Consider the following 1,066-nt stretch of genomic DNA (forward strand, 5'->3'; position numbering starts at 1 on the left):
CTGCGGCGACTGGAACAGCAACGCGGCACCGGCGTGCTCACCGTGGGCGATGGCGCATTTCATCTCGTCGAGGGCGCGATCGTGGCCGCCGATTGCCGGCGCACCACCGGACTCGATCGCCTGGCGATAACCGCCGGGCTCACCGACGCCGAGGGCTGGCGCCGCGCCCGGTCCGGAACCCCCGACCAGCTACCGACCGGCCCGCGGCTGGAAACCCTTGCGCTGCTGTCGGTCTTCGACGCCGCGTACCTGCTGCTGGCCACACCCGCCCGGGTGGAGTTCCGGGAAGGGCCGGCGCACTGGCTGGCCCACGCCTGCCGGATCACCCCGGGCGCGCTGATCCACGAATGCGCCCGCCGCGGCGACCCGACCGCCGGCGTATGGCCGGTGGAGCTGGTGGATCGCGTCGCCGTGGTCCCGGTGCGACGGGTGCAGCGACGGCGGGTGGTGCTCACCGGCGGCCAGGCCGAGGTGCTCGCCGCGATCGACGCCCGCCGCAGCATCACCGGGCTCGCCGAGGATCTGGGCCGCACCACCTACGGCTGCCTGCTCGCGGTGCGCGAACTCACCGCGGCGGGGCTGATCGAGGCGCCGGTCATGGTGGCCCTGGCCGACCACATCGGCGCCGCCATCGAGCCGGACCGGCCACCGGCCGAACGATCCGCCGCCGCCCCGGACGAGAACTCCGCGGCGGCAACGAATTCCGCCCCGCCGCTGCGCCGCCGGGTGCGGCAGGCCGCGGCGGTCGCCGTCCCCGACCGCTGGGAACCGCCCGACCGGGACGTCCTCATCCGGCTACGGGCGGCACTGGAGGAACTGGCATGACCGCGAACGGATAGGGAGGCGGCCTTGGAGGAGCTCGCGTGACCGCGCGGCGAAGGCGGCTCGGCGAATTGATAGGAAGGTTGACCAAAGTGGCGATGTCCGGCCCAGAACCGAACACGCAGGTACTCAGGGAGCTGAAGGCGCTGCGGGACCGGGTGCCGCAGTTGACCGGCACGCTGGTGGCGTCCACCGACGGGCTGCTCATCGCACACGATCTGCCCGCGCACATCGAGCCGGCGGG

1 protein-coding gene and 1 pseudogene are annotated in these 1,066 nt (G+C 73.6%); both read left to right on the forward strand.

What is annotated here, in order from left to right; translation table 11 throughout:
• Positions 1-825 (forward strand): hypothetical protein (locus tag ACIRS4_RS38965; RefSeq protein ID WP_404205130.1); only part of this gene is annotated, 825 nt, incomplete at its 5' end.
• A gap of 38 nt (positions 826-863) precedes the next feature.
• Positions 864-1,066, forward strand: a pseudogene (locus ACIRS4_RS38970) (hypothetical protein); the annotation flags it as partial.

It is taken from the genome of Streptomyces sp. NPDC101166, assembly GCF_044768125.1.
Lineage (GTDB): Bacteria > Actinomycetota > Actinomycetes > Streptomycetales > Streptomycetaceae > Streptomyces.